A 15332-nucleotide genomic window follows, 5' to 3' on the forward strand; every position below is an offset into this window, starting at 1 on the left:
GGGCGGGTGGTGCCGCCCGCGCCATCCGGGTGCACCCCGGACATGCCGCGTCCCCGCGGGGCCGTGACGGGCACGGCCCCGCGGGGACGACGGACGAACGTACTGCGGTGGATCGGGTCAGCGAATCACGACCGGGTCAGCGGGTCACGGCCGGGGCGGCGGCGGGTCCTGGGGGCGGTCGCCGCCGAGCTGCTCCCGCATCTTCTCCTGCGCGGTGTCGACCTGGCCGCTGTACTTGCCCTGGGTCTTGTCGTCGACGAAGTCACCGCCCCTGTCGACTCCCTTGCCGGCCTGCTCCTCGTGGCCCTTGAGCATCTGCTTGAGCTTGTCCATCACGGACATAGGGTCATCCTCCTCGCCGAGTCTCCCCCGCCCCCAGTTTCGCCCGCCCTCGCGGAACCCGCATCCGCGGCGTGCGGCCCGGGCGGGGCGGGGCCCCCGCGGCCCCTCAGTCCACCGAGGCGGCCCACCCCCGCGCCTCGATACGGGACCCGTCGGCGGGCCGTGCCTCGTCGAACAGGGTCCGCGAGCCGTCCTGCACCCGGATGCCGTCCACGTACGCCCCGCGCCCGACGTACAGCCGGTCCGTGGCGTACCGCCAGCGCAGCCGGACCGGCACGCCTCGCCAGGCCGCCAGGTCCGCCTCCAGCCGGTGCCAGGCCCGGCCCGACCAGCCGCCGGCCGACCCGGCCGGGTGCGGGCGTGGCTGCTGACCGCGACGCACGGTCACGAACGGTACCGGCCGCCACGTCGCGCCCCCGTCGCCGGACGCCTCCAGGAACAGCCCGTCGGTGCCCGGCTCGATGTCCCACCAGAGCGCGCAGCGCAGCCGGGGGCGCGGTGACGCGGGGGTGAGCTCCGGCAGGGTGAGCGTCGCCGAGGTGTCCGCCGCCATGCCCGCGTACCAGGCGGCGCGGCCACGCTCCGGGCGTACGGGAACGGCGCGCGCCAGGTGGTTGGCGGCGGCCACGCGGGGCGCGGAGCCCGAACGCCACTGCCGTACCGGATGGACCGAGTTGCCGAGGACCACCAGGAAGGAGTCGGTGGTGGGGTCGATGACCAGGCTGGTGCCGGTGAAACCGGTGTGGCCCGCGGTGTACGGCGTGGCCATGGCACCCATGTACCAGTGCTGGTAGAGCTCGAAGCCGAGACCGTGCTCGTCGCCGGGGAAGGCGGTGTTGAAGTCGGTGAACATCAGCTCCACCGACTTCGGGGTGAGGATGCGGGCGCGTCCGTACACGCCGCCGTTCAGCAGGGTGCGGGCGAGGACGGCCAGGTCCCAGGCACAGGAGAAGACACCGGCGTGGCCCGCGACGCCGCCGAAGCCGTACGCGTTCTCGTCGTGGACCTCGCCCCACACCATGCCGCGCTCCAGACCCGACCAGGGGGCGCGGGCGTCCTCGGTGGCGGCGATCTTCGGTCGCCAGGAGGCGGGCGGGTTGAACCGTGTGCGGTGCATCCCGAGCGGAGCGGTGATCTCGTTGCGGAGCAGGGCGTCCAGTGAGTGGCCCGAGATCTCCTCCAGGATCAGCTGCAGCGAGATCAGGTTGAGGTCGGAGTAGAGGTAGCGGCTGCCCGGCGGGTGCGCCGGGCTCTCCCGCCACAGCAGGCGCAGCTTCCCCTCCCGTGTCGGCTCCCCGTAGAGCGGGATCCACGCCCGGAAACCGGAGGTGTGGGTGAGCAACTGCCGCACGGTGACGTCCTGCTTACCGCCGCCCCCGAACTCCGGCAGGTACGCCGTGACCCGCTCCTCGAGCTCCAGCGCCCCGCGCTCGATCTGCTGCACGGCCAGGATGGAGGTGAACAGCTTGGAGACCGAGGCGAGGTCGAACACCGTGTCGTCGGCCATCGGGATCCGCCGCTCGGGCGGGAGCTCCACGCCCGTGTCGGTCTTCTCGTCGTACGCCGCGTAGCGCACCGCGTGCCCGATCGCCCGGTGCAGGGCCACCGTCGCGCCGCGGCCCGCCAGCAGCACCGCCCCGGCGTACCACGGGTGCTTGGGGGAGGGCTCCAGGAACCGTTCGGCGTCGTCGACCAGCCGGTCGAGGTGCTCGGGCAGCAGGCCGGCCCGTTCGGCGGAACCGAGCCGGAGCGTCGGCCGGCCACCGCCACCGCCCGCCGGGCCGCGCTCGGCGGCGGCCGCGGCCCACGGAATCGAACCGATCACCAGCGCACCTCCCAGGGCCAGCACCCCGCCGCCGAACCGGCGACGGCCCACCCCCTCCGTCGTCCCCACCACGCTCTCCCTCCCCGCGACACCGCCGGGCGCCCGAAGCGTTCTGAAAGAATCCTTCGTCCCCGTCGCATCAGGTGAAACTTTCTTACCACCCCTCCGTCCCGTCAAGAACCGGCCCTCCGCGAGAATCTGACGCTGTATCAGAAAGTCTCTTCCCTCGGCCGTCCCGCTGCGGCATCCTGCCGCCCATGGAGACGGAGCTGAGCAAGCGCCTGGGTGTCGAGCACGCCATCTTCGGCTTCACACCCTTCCCCGCCGTGGCGGCCGCCATCACCAGAGCGGGCGGGTTCGGCGTGCTCGGCGCCGTCCGCTACACCGCCCCCGGCGACCTGGCCCGCGACCTCGACTGGATGCAGGACCACACCGACGGCCTGCCCTACGGCCTCGACGTCGTCATGCCCGCCAAGAAAGTGGAGGGGGTGACCGAGGCCGACGTCGAGGCGATGATCCCCGACGGGCACCGGCGTTTCGTCGCCAAGGTCCTCGCCGAGCACGGCGTGCCCCCGCTCGCCGACGGCGAAGCGTCCGGCTGGCGCATCACCGGCTGGATGGAGGAGGTCGCCCGCGGCCAGCTCGACGTCGCCTTCGACTACCCCGTCAAGCTCCTGGCCAACGCCCTCGGCCCGCCCCCCGCCGACGTCGTCGACCGCGCCCACCGGCACGGCGTCCTCGTCGCCGCCCTCGCCGGCAGCGCCAGGCACGCACGCCGCCACGCCGAGGCGGGGATCGACATAGTCGTCGCACAGGGCTACGAGGCGGGCGGCCACACCGGGGAGATCGCGTCCATGGTCCTCACGCCCGAGGTCGTCGACGCCGTCGCCCCCCTGCCCGTCCTCGCCGCCGGCGGCATCGGCAGCGGCGAGCAGATCGCCGCCGGGCTCGCCCTCGGCGCACAGGGCGTCTGGCTCGGCTCGATCTGGCTCACCACCACCGAGGCCGACCTCCACTCACGCGCCCTCACCGCCAAGCTGCTGGCCGCCGGCTCCGGCGACACCGTCCGCTCCCGGGCCCTCACCGGCAAACCCGCCCGCCAGCTGCGCACCGAGTGGACCGACGCCTGGGACGACCCGGAGGGCCCCGGAGCCCTGCCCATGCCCCTCCAGGGCCTGCTGGTCGCCGACGCCGTCTCCCGGATCCAGAAGTACGAGGCCGAGCCGCTGCTCGGCACGCCCGTCGGCCAGATCGTCGGACGCATGACCGCCGAGCGCCCCGTGCGGGAGGTCTTCGACGACCTCACCCGCGGCTTCGAACGGGCCGTCACCCGCCTCGACCGCATCGCGAAGAGGAGCCGGTCATGACCACCCCGCCGAACACCGGGCCCACCCGGCCGCCCGACGCCGGGCCCGCCGCAGCGCCCACCGGACCCCCCACCGCACCGCCCAACGGCTTCTGGGCGCAGGCCGCCGCCGATCCCGCCCGTACCGTCCTGACCGCACCCGACGGCGAGGAGTGGACCGCGGGGCGGCTGCACGGCGACGCCAACCGCCTCGTCCACGGTTTGCGCGCGGCCGGCCTCACCACCGGCGACGCGTTCGCCGTCGTCCTGCCCAACGGCCCCGAGTTCCTCACCGCCTACCTTGCCGCCTCCCAGGCGGGCCTCTACCTCGTTCCCGTCAACCACCACCTCGTCGGACCCGAGATCGCGTGGATCGTGTCCGACTCCGGCGCCAAGGTGCTCATCGCCCACGAACGGTTCGCCGACGCCGCCCGGGCCGCCGCCGACGAGGCCGGACTCGCGCCGAGCCACCGCTACGCCGTGGGCGGCGGCATCGGCACGTTCCGCCCGTACACCGACCTGCTCGACGGGCGGCCCGGCTCGCCGCCCGCCGGACGCACCCTCGGCTGGGTGATGAACTACACCTCCGGAACCACCGGCCGCCCGCGCGGCATCCGCCGGCCCCTGCCCGGCCGGCCCCCGGAGGAGGCGCACCTGGGCGGCTTCCTCGGCATCTTCGGCATCACGCCGCACAACGGGAACGTCCACCTGGTCTGCTCGCCGCTCTACCACACGGCCGTCCTCCAGTTCGCGGGCGCGGCCCTCCACATAGGCCACCCACTGGTGATCATGGACAAGTGGACGCCCGAGGAGATGCTGCGTCTCATCGACACCCACCGGTGCACCCACACCCACATGGTCCCCACGCAGTTCCACCGCCTCCTCGCCCTGCCCGCCGAGGTCAGGGACCGGTACGACGTGACGTCCATGCGCCACGCCATCCACGGCGCCGCCCCCTGCCCCGACCACGTCAAACGGGCGATGATCGACTGGTGGGGCACCTGCGTCGAGGAGTACTACGCGGCGAGCGAGGGCGGCGGCGCGTTCGCCACCGCCCAGGAGTGGCTGAAGAAGCCCGGAACGGTCGGCAAGGCGTGGCCCATCAGCGAACTCGCCGTCTTCGACGACGACGGCGAGCGCCTGCCTCCCGGGGAACTCGGCACCGTCTACATGAAGATGACGACCGGCGGCTTCCGCTACCACAAGGACGAGGACAAGACCGCCAGGAACCGCATCGGCGACTACTTCACCGTCGGCGACCTCGGCCACCTCGACGAGGACGGCTACCTCTTCCTCCGCGACCGCAAGATCGACATGATCATCTCGGGGGGCGTCAACATCTACCCGGCCGAGATCGAGGCGGCGCTGCTGACCCACCCCGCGGTCGCCGACGCCGCCGCGTTCGGCGTCCCGCACCCGGAGTGGGGCGAGGAGGTCAAGGCGGTCGTCGAACCCGCCGACGGTCACGCGCCGGGTGACGCCCTGGCCGCCGCGATCCTCGGGCACTGCGCCGAACGGCTCGCCGGCTACAAGCGCCCCAGGAGCGTCGACTTCGTCGCCGCGATGCCCCGCGACCCCAACGGCAAGCTCTACAAGCGCCATCTGCGCGCCCCGTACTGGGAGGGCCTCGAGCGCCCCCTGTGACCCGGGCCCGGCGGGTCCTCGCGGGCGCCGGCCCGCCGTCGTACCCGTTTCGGCGCCCCCGCCGCGCGGTGCGGCCCCCGCTCTGGCAGCGTGGCGGCATGGGCACCGGCACGGGCGAGGGCAGGGGCGAAGACACGGGCAACGGCAAGGGCTCGGGCGAAGACGCGGACAACGGCAAGGGCTCGGGCGAGGGAGCGGGCACGGGCGAGGGACCGGACAGCGGTACGGCCACCGGCGGCGCGGACGGACCCGGCGGGCCGGGCGCGCCCGGGCCTGTCGCGCCCGGGCCCGGCGACGGGGGCGGTGCGGGCGGCGGGCTCGTCGGGGTGCGGATCGTGCGTCAGTGGACGACCTGGGTACCGGTGGTCGCCGTGGTCGTCCTCGCCCTCGGGTGGGGGCGCGACCTGCCCGGGCCGTTCGTCGCGCTCGTGGGGGCCTGCCTGATCGGCTCCGTGCTGTCGGCCGTGCACCACGCCGAGGTGGTGGCCCACCGGGTGGGCGAGCCGTTCGGGTCGCTGGTCCTGGCCGTCGCCGTGACCGTCATCGAGGTCGGGCTCATCGTCATGCTCATGGCCGGCGGAGGCGACAAGGCGTCCACCTACGCCCGGGACACCGTGTTCGCCGCCGTCATGATCACTTGCAACGGCATCGTCGGCCTGTCGCTCCTCGTCGCGGCCCTCCGCAGACGGGTCGCCGTCTTCAACGCGGAGGGCTCCGGCGGCGCCCTCGCCACCGTCATCACGCTGGCCGCCATGACACTGGTGCTGCCCAGTTTCACCACCAGCCATCCGGGGCCCGAGTTCACCGGGGCGCAGCTGGTCTTCGCCGCCGTCGCCTCGCTGTGCCTGTACGGGATCTTCGTCGGCGTACAGACCGTCCGGCACCGCGAGTACTTCCTGCCCATCGCTCCCGAGGCGGATGCCGCCGGCGACGACTGGCGGGCCTCACCGCCCACGCTCCGCGAGACGTGGTGGAGCCTCGGGCTGCTGTTCGTGGCGCTCCTCGCCGTCGTCGGCAACGCCAAGCTCGTGTCACCGGCCATCGAGGACGGTGTCGAGTCGGCGGGCCTGCCCAAGGCGGTCGTCGGTGTGGTCATCGCCCTGATGGTGCTGCTGCCGGAGACCCTGGCGGCGGTCAGGGCCGCCCGCCGCGACCGGGTGCAGACCAGCCTCAACCTGGCGTACGGGTCCGCCATCGCCAGCATCGGGCTGACCGTCCCGGCGATCGCGCTCGCCTCCGTCTGGCTGTCCGGACCCCTGGTGCTGGGCCTCGGCCCGCTGCACCTGGCGCTGCTGGCCCTCACCGCCGCCGTGAGCGCCCTGACCGTGGTGCCCGGCCGGGCCAACGTCCTCCAGGGCGGCGTCCACCTGGTGCTGTTCGCCGCCTTCGTGTTCCTCTCCTTCAGCCCCTGACGGCCAGTTCTGACCACGCCGCGCGAGGCGTGCTCGAATTGGACCGTATTGCGGCCGAAAGAATCTCACTGGCCGTTGCGTTCGCGCCATATGGCACGTGCGGGGAATCCCGTGTTCCGCGACGAAGGCGGTGCCCGGGGCGATTTCGTCACTCCCCGCGCACATCAATTCCAGTCACCGGAAGCAAACGTGACATGCGTCACGGTGGACCCCTCCGGCTGGGATGGTTTCAATTGGCGGACCCATGCGGTCTCACCATCCGGATGGGTGCCACGGGGGATTGCGAGGAGGTCCACACCGAAAGGCCGCGTCTCCAACCAGGGTCACGTCGCACCGCGACGCCCAGCACGCGGGGCCATTTTACTTCCTCGTTCAACTCTCCTTGCTTCAACCAACGGTATCCGGGGCGCTCGTGCGCCCCGGCATACGGCGAAGCTCGACCGAGAGGGATGGCAATGACGGACAGCAGCCGCACGGACCGGGCATCCGGAGGCGGCGACCGGTTCGACAAGTTCCCGCTGACCGAGATCCAGTACGCGTACTGGGTCGGCCGGGGATCCAACTTCGTGCTCGGCAACGTCGCACCGCACGCGTACTTCGAACTCGAGGGACGACGCCTCGACCCCGACGTCCTCTCACGCTCCTGGCGCACCCTGATCGAACGCCACGACATGCTCCGCGCGATCGTCGACGAGGACGGCCGGCAACGCGTCCTCGCCTCCGTACCGAAGTTCGAGGTGCGATGTACCGACCTGCGGTCGGCGCCGCCGGACGAGGCGGAACGGACGCTGACCGCCATACGCGACGAGATGTCCCACCACGTCTACACGGCCGCCGACTGGCCGCTGTTCGACATCCGCCTCTCGCGCCTGCCGGGCCACGACCGGCTGCACGTCAGCGTGGACCTCCTCATGGTCGACCTGGCCAGCCTCACCCTGCTGTTCAGCGAGTGGAGCGCCCTGTGCCAGGACTCCGCCCTCGAACTGCCCCCGGTGGACGTGACGTTCCGCGACTACGCCCTGGCCCTGGAGCGCGGCTCCCAGGCACCCCGGCACCGCAACGCCCTCGACTACTGGACCTCCCGCGCCACGACCCTCGCCCCGCCGCCGGACCTGCCGCTGGCCACCTCACCCGTCAGCGTCCACAAACCGCGCTTCACCCACCGCGAGTACCACCTGCCCGAGGAGGACTGGAAGCGCCTCCAGGCCCGCTGCGAAGCACGCGGCCTCACCCCCACCGCCGTCCTCGCCGCGGTCTTCTCCGAAGTCCTCGCCGTCTGGAGCGGCACCCGGCGCTTCACCCTCAACCTCACCCTCTTCAACCGCCTGCCGCTGCTCCTGGAGCGGAACGAGGCGGGCAAACGGATCGTCCACCCGCACCTGCGCCGCATGGTCGGCGACTTCACCTCCATCTGCCTGCTGGAGATGGACGCCTCGGCGGGACGCTCGCTCACCGAGCGCGCCGACGCCACCCAGACCCAGCTCCAGCGCGACCTGCGCCACCGCCAGGTCAGCGCCCTGCAGACGCTGCGCGAACGCCGCAGGCTCGGCCTCCAGAGCGGCTTCGAGACGATGCCCGTCGTCTTCACCAGCGGCCTCGGCACCGCGGCGGACGTCTCCGACGCCATGGCGTACTTCGGCGACATCTCCTACCGGGTCAGCCAGACCCCGCAGGTGTGGCTCGACCACCAGGTCGTCGACTTCACCGGCTCCCTCGACCTCACCTGGGACTGCGTCGAGGAGCTGTTCCCCGAGGGCCTCCTGGACGACATGTTCGCCACCTACTGCGCGACCGTCGAACGGCTGGCGCGCCAGGACGCGCCGTGGGACGAGGAACTGGGCCTCACCCTCCCCGGCCACCAGCTGACCGGCCGCCGGCAGGCCAACGCGACGGACGGCCCGCGCCCCGGGGGACTGCTGATCGACCCGTTCCTCGACCGCGCCGCCGCCCACCCCGAGCGGCCCGCCGTCCTGACCGCCACCCGCGAGGTCACCTACGGCGAACTCGCCGCCCACGCCGACGCCGTACGGCAGCAGGTCGAGACCGCCGCCGCCGGCCGGGAACTCCGTGACCGCCTCGTGGGCATCACCCTCGACAAGGGGCCGGAGCAGGTCGCCGCCGCCTACGGCGTCACCATGGCGGGCGCCGCGTACCTCCCCGTCGGCACCACCCTCCCGGCGCAGCGCCGGGCCCGGATCCTCGCCGACGGCGCCGCGGCCGCCGTCGTCACCGACAGCGCCCTGGACGCCGCCCTCGAATGGCCCGCCGACGTGCCCCGCCTCCTCGCCGACCGCACCGAGCACCCGCCCGCCAAGCCCGGCGACGGCCGCCGTCCCTCGGGACCCGCCCGGCCCGGCGACCTCGCCTACGTCCTGTACACCTCCGGCTCCACGGGCACCCCCAAGGGCGTCATGATCGAGCACGGCGCCGTGCTGAACACCGTCGACGACATCAACGAGCGGTTCGGCGTCGGGCCCGCGGACCGCGTCTTCGGCCTCGCCGACCTCGGCTTCGACCTGTCCGTGTACGACCTGTTCGGCACCCACGCGGCCGGTGCCGCGCTCGTCCTGCCCGACCCGGACATGCGCTCCGAACCCGCCCACTGGGCGAAGGTCATGACGCAGCACGGCGTCACCGTCTGGAACTCCGTCCCCGCGCAGATGCAGATGCTGGTGGAGCACCTGGAAGCGGGCGGCGAAGTCCCCGAACGCCTCAGGCTCGTGATGCTCAGCGGCGACTGGATCCCCGTCGACCTGCCCCGCCGCATCCACGACCTGTGGCCGGACGCCGAGGTCGTCAGCCTGGGCGGCGCCACCGAGGCGTCCATCTGGTCCATCCACCACCGCGTCGACGAGGTCCCGCAGGGCGCCAAGAGCGTCCCGTACGGCGTCCCGCTGCGCAACCAGACCTTCCACGTGCTGGACGACCGCATGGAACCCTGTCCGGTGTGGACCGCCGGCCAGCTGTACATCGGCGGCATCGGCCTCGCCCGTGGCTACTGGGGCGACGAGGAACGCACCGCTGCCAGTTTCGTCCACCACCCGCGCACCGGCGAACGCCTCTACCGCACCGGCGACTTCGGGCGCTACACCGCCGACGGGACCATCGAGTTCCTCGGCCGCCGCGACGGCCAGGTGAAGATCAACGGCCACCGTGTCGAACTCGGGGAGATCGAGACGACGCTCTCCCAGCACCCGGGAGTGGACGCCTCGGTGGTGGTGAAGTCCGCCGACGGCGCGGGCGCCGCCCGCCTCCACGGATACGTCGTCCCCTCACCGCGCGACGAGACGCTGTTCGTGACCGAGCGCGCGGAGCCCGCGGCGAGCAGGGAGCTGTGGCGGGCCGTCGGCTCGGCCGCCGAACGGCCCGCCGAGGGACCCGAGCCCGACGCGCTGCGCTCCGCCTGGGACGTGCTGAACGAGGTGTACACGAGCGCGACCGCCGCGGCGTTCCGCTCCTTCGGCCTGCCGCACACCCCCGGGGCCACGTTCGACCCCGCGGCCCTGCGCGGCGCGGGCGTCGCACCCCGCTACGAGCGCTGGCTGACGCGCGCCGTCGCCGGCCTCGAAGCCACCGGGTACCTGCGCACCACCCCCGGCGGCCGGATCGTGGCGCGCGAACTGCCCGCCGCCCTGCCCCCCGAGCTCAACGCCCGGGCCCGCCGGGTGCTGGGGGACGTCCTCGGTATCGAGGAGGACGTCACCGACTGGATGCTCACCCTCGCCGGCGGCCTCGCCGACGTCCTCACCCAGAGCGTCCACTCGGCCGAGCTGTACGCCTCGGACCGCACGCCCGGCGTCTACGACCGGCTCTTCGGCCCCACCTACGCGGCCGCGGCCCAGGCCGTGGCGGCGCTCGCCGGACAGTGGCCGCAGGACCGCCCGCTGAAGGCCATGGAAGTCGGCTCAGGATACGGGTCGCTGACCCGCCACCTGCTGCCGCTGCTGCCCCCCGAGCGCACCGAGTACCTCTTCACCGACATCTCGCGCTACTTCACCGACCGGGCCCGCACCGAGTTCGCCGACCACCCGGCCCTGCGCTACGACCTGTTCGACCTGGACCAGCCGCCCGCCGTGCAGGGGTTCGGCGACCAGTCCGCCGACCTCCTCGTCGCCGCGAGCGTGCTGCACGACATGCGGCGCATCCGCCCCACACTGAAGAACCTGCGGTCCATGACCGCCCCCGGCGGCATCCTCCTGATGGTCGAACAGACCACCTTCCACCCGTGGTTCGACCTCGTCATGGGCCTCCAGCAGGGCTTCGACAACTTCGAGGACACCGAACTGCGCGACCGCCACTGCCTGCTCTCCCGCGACCAGTGGCGCGCCGAACTCGCCGCCGCCGGCTACGACCGCGCCGAAATCCTCACCACCCGCGGCGGCCCGGCCTCCGTCGGCTTCGACGTCATCGTCGCCCAGGCACCCGACACCCGCCGCCGCTTCGAACCCGAGGCACTGCGCGCCTTCGCCGCGGAACGCCTGCCCCGCCACATGGTTCCCGCACAGATCCTGGCCCTGGACGAGCTGCCGCTCAACACCACGGGCAAGGTGGACCGCGCCGCCCTCGCCAAGGCGGGCGCGCGCGGCGCCTCACGCGGCCGGCCCGCGAAGCCGCCGCGCACCGACCGGCAGCGCAAGCTGGTCGAGATCTGGCGCGAGGTGCTCGGACTGAGCCAGGTGGACCTGGACGACGACTTCCTCGACGCGGGCGGGGACTCGCTGCTCGCCGCACGGCTCGTCGCCCACCTCCAGACCGCGTTCGACGTCTCCGTGCCGGTCGGCACGGTCCTCCAGTACACGACGGTGGAGGCGCTCGACGGCTACCTCGAGCAGCTCCTCGGACCGTCCGAGCTCATGCCCGGGGAGAAGTGATGAACCAGACGCAGCAACCGAGCCCCAGCCGCACCGACGGGACGGACGGCCCGGCCGGCGGACACCCGGCCGGCGGCCGCCCGACCGCCGGTGCCGTCACCGGATGGGTCCTCGCCTTCCTCGCCGAACTCCTCGACGTCTCACCCGACGAGATCGACCCCGCCACGCCCCTCGACGAACTGGGGGTCGACTCGGCCACCGTGCTCGTCATGTGCGCCGGACTCGCCGCCGAGTTCGGCATACCGGTACGGCCCCGGGACGTCCTGGACCACTTCACGGCGGACGCCGTGGGCGAGCACCTGTCCGCTCCGCTGCCCGCGGGAGTGTGAAACCACCGTGAACGACGCCATGCCGCCCCGCTGGACCCTCAGCGGGGCACCCCGCCCGGCCGCCCCCCAGCTCCACTGCTTCGCACACGGGGGCGGCTCGGCCGCCGAGTACCTGCGCTGGGCGCGCGACCTGCGGAACGCCGAGGTCCACGCCGTACAACTGCCCGGCCGGGGCTCGCGGACGGCCGAACCGGTGATCACGTCGATGGACACGCTCGTCGAGTCCTTCCTCGCCGCCGGACCGCCGCTGCGGGAACCGTTCGTGTTCTTCGGCCACAGCTTCGGCGCGCTCCTCGCCTTCGAGGTCACCCGCGCCCTGCGGACGGCCGGACAGCCCCTGCCCGCCCACCTCGTCGTCTCGGGCTACCCGGCCCCGCACCTCCCGCGGGCCGCCTCACGCCTGCACCTGCTGGGGGACCGCGAGCTGATGGAGGCCGTCTCCGGGCTGCACGGGGGCATCCCCGAGGAGGTGATGGCCTGCGAGGAACTCGTCACCCTCGCGGCGCGGGCCCTGCGGGCCGACTACCAGATCCTGGAAACCTACGCCCACCGCCCGCAGGAACCCCTCCCCGTCCCGGTCACCGTGCTGGGCGGCACCGAGGACCGGGTCACCCCCGAACAGCTCGACGCCTGGCGGGAACTGACGGACGCCGAGGTGACCGTACGGCAGTTCACCGGCGGCCACTTCTACCTGCGTGACCGGCCCGCCCCCGTCCTGCGGACCCTGGCCGGCGTGCTCGGCGCGGTGACCGCCCGGGAGAGGGACGCCCGGGAGAGGGACGCCCGGTGCTGACCTTCGCGGCCGCCTCACTCGTACTGATCATGATCCCGGGGCCGGACCAGGCGCTGATCACCCGCAGCGCCCTCGCCGGCGGGCGCAGGGCCGGGCTGCTCACCATGGTGGGCGGCGCCCTCGGGCTGGTCGTCCACGTCGGGGCGGCCGTCCTCGGCATCTCGGCGGTGCTCCTCGCCTCGGCGACCGCCTTCACCGTCCTGAAGGTCGTCGGCGCCGTGTACCTGGTGTGGATGGGCATCGCCACCCTGCGCGGCGCCCGCCGCACCCTGCGGGAGACCGAGGAGGACGGGACCCCGCCGGACGACCCCGCCGTCGGCCGGTACGTCCGGTACGGCTTCCTCTCCAACGCCCTCAACCCGAAGGTCGCGCTGTTCTTCGTGACGTTCCTGCCGCAGTTCCTGCCCACCACGGGCAACGTCCTGCCCCGGGCGATGGCCCTGTCCCTGGTGTTCGCCGCGCTGTACCTGCTGTGGTTCAGCCTGTACGTCGTGACGGTGGACCGGCTCGGCAGGGTGCTGCGCCGCCCGCGCGTGCGGGCCCGCATCGAGCAGGTCACCGGCCTGCTGCTGATCGGCTTCGCGGTACGGCTGGCCCTCCAGCCCTCCTGACCGGCCCGCCCGGGCCGGCCTGGTCCGGCCCCGGGGTGGACGTGGTCCGGCCCGCCCCCGGGGGTCATCCCTCCGAGGGCGGGCCGGACGGTCACCTCAGGCGCAGGTGCGGCGCACGCACTCGGCGACCACCTCGCGCAGGTTCCCCGTCTGAGCGAACAGGTCCCGCTGGACCCGGGAACCCGTGCCATTCTTCAGCAGCTCGGCGAGGGCCTCCTGTGCGGGCAGCACGTCACCGCTCTCCTCCAGCGCGTCCCGGACGTGATCGAACAGCGCCCGCACCACCGCCTCCGCCGGGGCCGGCCGCATCGTCACCGGGTGGATCAGCTCGTCCTCCAGGCCCGAACGCGCGGCCCGCCAGGCGGCCAGCCGCAGCAGCGCCACCCCGTGCCGCGCCGGCGGCTCGCCGTCCCGCCACTGCCGCGCCGCCGTCTCCACCAGCCCGCGCGCCAGCGTCGCCAGCAGCACCGTGGTGGACGGGTCGAGACAGACGTCCGCGACCCGGATCTCCACCGTGGGGTACGAGTGGGAGAGACGGGCGTCGAAGTAGATCATCCCCTCGTCCCGCAGCACCCCGCTCGCCACCATCTCCGCGACCTGCTCGTGGTAGCGGTCCGCGGAACCGAAGATCTCCACCGGACCGGCGGACGGCCACCGCCCCCACACCCGGTTGCGGTAGCTGCTGTACCCGCTCTCCTCGCCCTGCCAGAACGGCGAGTTCGTACTCATGGCCAGCAGCACCGGCAGCCACGGCCGGATGCGGTCGAGGACCGCCACACCCTCCTCGTCCGACTCCACCGACACGTGCACATGGCAGCCGCACGTCAGCTGCTCCTGCGCCGTCAGCCCGAAGTGCTCCTTCAGCCACTGGTGGCGCTCACCGGTCCCGATGGTGGGGGACACCGGGAGCGGCGAGGTCGCCAGCGCGGCGATCGACGCGTTCAGCCCCTCGGCGTGCCGGGCCGCCTCCTTCCGCCACCGCCGGATCTCGTCGCCCAGCTCACCCATCCCGGTCTGCGGCCGGGTGGCGAACTCCAGCTGCTGCCGCTGCAACTCGCTCTCGAACACCTCGTCGTCGCTCTGCGGATCCCGGGACGCGGCCGCCAGGACGGCGGCCGACAAAGCCCGCGGCTCCCCGGTCCGGCTGTCCACCAGGAGGAGCTCCTCTTCGACGCCCACACTGCGCACCATCGACCCGCCTTTCTCGTTCAGTGCCCGACGTCTTCCCGCGATCCGGCCCCTCACGCCTCGCCCCGCGCCGACGCGTGAGGGGTGTGCGATCGCGGAAGAGCGGGGCATATGGGCAGAGCAAGATCGTCCGCGTACGAGAGACGAGAAGGGGCCCGGCAGATGGCGATATCCGCCCGCAGGTCACGCACGGACCGTCCCAACCGCCGCGCGGGCTTCAGCCTGCGCGAGACCACGTTCGGCTTCGGCCTGGTCGCCATCCTCCTGTGCGGTACGGGGGTGATGGCGCGGGCGGCCGTCGGGGACTCCGCCGACGTACCGGCCGCGGTCCTGGCCGTGGCAGGCACCCTGGCGGTGGCCCTCTCGCTGGTACGCGCCGCCCGCCGACGCCGCGGCACGGTCGCCGCGCTCGTGGAGCCCCCCGCCCCGCTGGTGGAGCCGGAGCCGCCCGTGTACGTGGACTACACGGCCCTGGACGCGGACGCCTTCGAACAGGCCGTCGCCGACCTCTGCGTACGCGACGGCTGCACCGACGTCGAGGTCGTCGGCGGCGCGGGCGACCTGGGCGCCGACGTGGTCGCCACCGCGCCGGACGGCAGGCGCGTCGTCGTCCAGTGCAAGGCGTACGGACCGGACAACAAGGTCGGCTCCCAGGACGTACAGCGTTTCGGCGGGACGTGCTTCGCCGTGCACGACGCGCACGTCGCCGCCGTGGTGACCACCAGCGAGTTCACCGAACCGGCCGCCGACTACGCCGCCCAGTGCGGCATCCTCTGCGTCGACCGCCAGGCCCTCGACGCCTGGACGGACGGCACCGGCCCGGCGCCCTGGCTCCAGGTCCCCCTCCAGGAAGCCGGCTGCTGACACGCCTGCGGCCGGCCGCGCGCCGGCCGCCCCCCGGCGTGCGACCGGCCCGTTCGAGGACCCCGGTGACCGCGGCCACCGGTGACCGCGGCCACCGGCGACCGCGGC

11 protein-coding genes are annotated in these 15332 nt (G+C 73.3%); 8 read left to right on the forward strand and 3 right to left on the reverse strand.

What is annotated here, in order from left to right:
* Nucleotides 1-144: 144 nt before the first annotated feature.
* Both EIZ62_RS30835 and EIZ62_RS30840 read right to left on the reverse strand, forming a co-directional pair.
* Entirely contained in the window at nt 145-342 is a 198-nt protein-coding gene (locus tag EIZ62_RS30835) for an antitoxin (RefSeq protein WP_156695945.1), read from the reverse strand.
* 106 nt (nt 343-448) lie between these two features.
* Complete coding sequence (locus tag EIZ62_RS30840; protein ID WP_244376056.1) at nt 449-2236, reverse strand: serine hydrolase domain-containing protein; 1788 nt, start codon at nt 2234-2236, stop codon at nt 449-451.
* A gap of 188 nt (nt 2237-2424) precedes the next feature.
* Between EIZ62_RS30840 and EIZ62_RS30845 the strand changes: the two genes are divergently transcribed.
* From EIZ62_RS30845 to EIZ62_RS30875, 7 genes are all read left to right on the forward strand, one after another.
* Entirely contained in the window at nt 2425-3534 is a 1110-nt protein-coding gene (locus tag EIZ62_RS30845) for an NAD(P)H-dependent flavin oxidoreductase (protein ID WP_156695946.1), read from the forward strand.
* The gene (locus EIZ62_RS30850; RefSeq protein WP_156695947.1) at nt 3531-5156 is read left to right on the forward strand and encodes an acyl-CoA synthetase; all 1626 of its coding nucleotides are present in this window, start codon (nt 3531-3533) and stop codon (nt 5154-5156) included. Before EIZ62_RS30845 ends, EIZ62_RS30850 begins: the two co-directional genes overlap by 4 nt.
* 326 nt (nt 5157-5482) lie before the next feature.
* Nucleotides 5483-6568, forward strand: a complete 1086-nt coding sequence (locus EIZ62_RS30855) for a calcium:cation antiporter (protein ID WP_156696688.1) — start codon at nt 5483-5485, stop codon at nt 6566-6568.
* A 455-nt stretch (nt 6569-7023) separates the two neighbouring features.
* Complete coding sequence (locus tag EIZ62_RS30860) at nt 7024-11439, forward strand: non-ribosomal peptide synthetase (RefSeq protein WP_156695948.1); 4416 nt, start codon at nt 7024-7026, stop codon at nt 11437-11439.
* Complete coding sequence (locus tag EIZ62_RS30865; RefSeq protein ID WP_156695949.1) at nt 11439-11768, forward strand: acyl carrier protein; 330 nt, start codon at nt 11439-11441, stop codon at nt 11766-11768. Before EIZ62_RS30860 ends, EIZ62_RS30865 begins: the two co-directional genes overlap by 1 nt.
* A 7-nt stretch (nt 11769-11775) precedes the next feature.
* Nucleotides 11776-12561 carry a thioesterase II family protein gene (locus tag EIZ62_RS30870; protein WP_208828110.1) on the forward strand — a complete coding sequence of 262 codons (786 nt, stop codon included), beginning with the start codon at nt 11776-11778 and terminating at the stop codon, nt 12559-12561.
* Nucleotides 12555-13172 carry a LysE family translocator gene (locus tag EIZ62_RS30875; RefSeq protein WP_156695950.1) on the forward strand — a complete coding sequence of 206 codons (618 nt, stop codon included), beginning with the start codon at nt 12555-12557 and terminating at the stop codon, nt 13170-13172. The genes EIZ62_RS30870 and EIZ62_RS30875 overlap by 7 nt, the downstream gene beginning before the upstream one ends.
* 96 nt (nt 13173-13268) lie before the next feature.
* Here EIZ62_RS30875 and EIZ62_RS30880 read toward each other — a convergent pair whose 3' ends face one another.
* A complete protein-coding gene (locus EIZ62_RS30880) occupies nt 13269-14363 on the reverse strand; it encodes a glutamate--cysteine ligase 2 (protein ID WP_167536448.1) in 1095 nt (364 codons plus the stop codon).
* Nucleotides 14364-14522: 159 nt separating this feature from the next.
* On the opposite strand from EIZ62_RS30880, the gene EIZ62_RS30885 reads away from it, so the two are divergent.
* A complete protein-coding gene (locus tag EIZ62_RS30885) occupies nt 14523-15224 on the forward strand; it encodes a restriction endonuclease (RefSeq protein ID WP_156695951.1) in 702 nt (233 codons plus the stop codon).
* Nucleotides 15225-15332 lie beyond the last annotated feature (108 nt).

The organism is Streptomyces ficellus (assembly GCF_009739905.1).
GTDB lineage: Bacteria > Actinomycetota > Actinomycetes > Streptomycetales > Streptomycetaceae > Streptomyces > Streptomyces ficellus_A.

Excerpts from the sequence above, each read along its gene's own strand:
- EIZ62_RS30835 (WP_156695945.1), bottom strand. The coding sequence starts at position 342 with ATGTCCGTGATGGACAAGCTCAAGCAGATGCTCAAGGGCCACGAGGAG.
- EIZ62_RS30865 (WP_156695949.1), top strand. The coding sequence starts at position 11,439 with ATGAACCAGACGCAGCAACCGAGCCCCAGCCGCACCGACGGGACGGAC.
- EIZ62_RS30850 (WP_156695947.1), top strand. The coding sequence starts at position 3,531 with ATGACCACCCCGCCGAACACCGGGCCCACCCGGCCGCCCGACGCCGGG.
- EIZ62_RS30885 (WP_156695951.1), top strand. The coding sequence starts at position 14,523 with ATGGCGATATCCGCCCGCAGGTCACGCACGGACCGTCCCAACCGCCGC.
- EIZ62_RS30845 (WP_156695946.1), top strand. The coding sequence starts at position 2,425 with ATGGAGACGGAGCTGAGCAAGCGCCTGGGTGTCGAGCACGCCATCTTC.
- EIZ62_RS30880 (WP_167536448.1), bottom strand. The coding sequence starts at position 14,363 with ATGGTGCGCAGTGTGGGCGTCGAAGAGGAGCTCCTCCTGGTGGACAGC.
- EIZ62_RS30860 (WP_156695948.1), top strand. The coding sequence starts at position 7,024 with ATGACGGACAGCAGCCGCACGGACCGGGCATCCGGAGGCGGCGACCGG.